This is a genomic window from Vibrio sp. 10N.222.55.C6, from assembly GCF_041473395.1.
Classification (GTDB): Bacteria; Pseudomonadota; Gammaproteobacteria; order Enterobacterales; family Vibrionaceae; genus Vibrio; species Vibrio crassostreae_C.
The window spans coordinates 1-282 of the sequence record NZ_JBFRSD010000317.1; the positions used below are offsets into that span (position 1 = coordinate 1).

Below are 282 nucleotides of genomic sequence, written 5' to 3' on the forward strand. Positions count from 1 at the left end.
GGCTTCTGCGCTACATGTCGTGGCTTAACTTCCCAATACTGACGGCTTCCATCACGAAGATGAACCAAAAAATCAGGTGTATAAGGATTGTTTTTACCGTCAAGCTCATAGTAAAAACCGGTTGGTTGACTACTGAACGAAATGACGTCTTTGGAGTACTCGAGGTGAAAGCAGGCATCAAACTCCAAACGACTTTCACACAGAATCATGTCGTTATTTTTAGGACTAGAGAACTTGATGACGTTTTTGGTAGGACTTGGCTTTCTTAGATTACGTACATAC

The 282-nt window shown here is 41.8% G+C and carries 1 protein-coding gene; it reads right to left on the minus strand.

The window, feature by feature from the left end; translation table 11 throughout:
* The coding region (locus AB4486_RS23885) for a Tn7 transposase TnsA N-terminal domain-containing protein (protein ID WP_372119077.1) at window positions 1–282 on the minus strand (282 nt) is incomplete at both ends.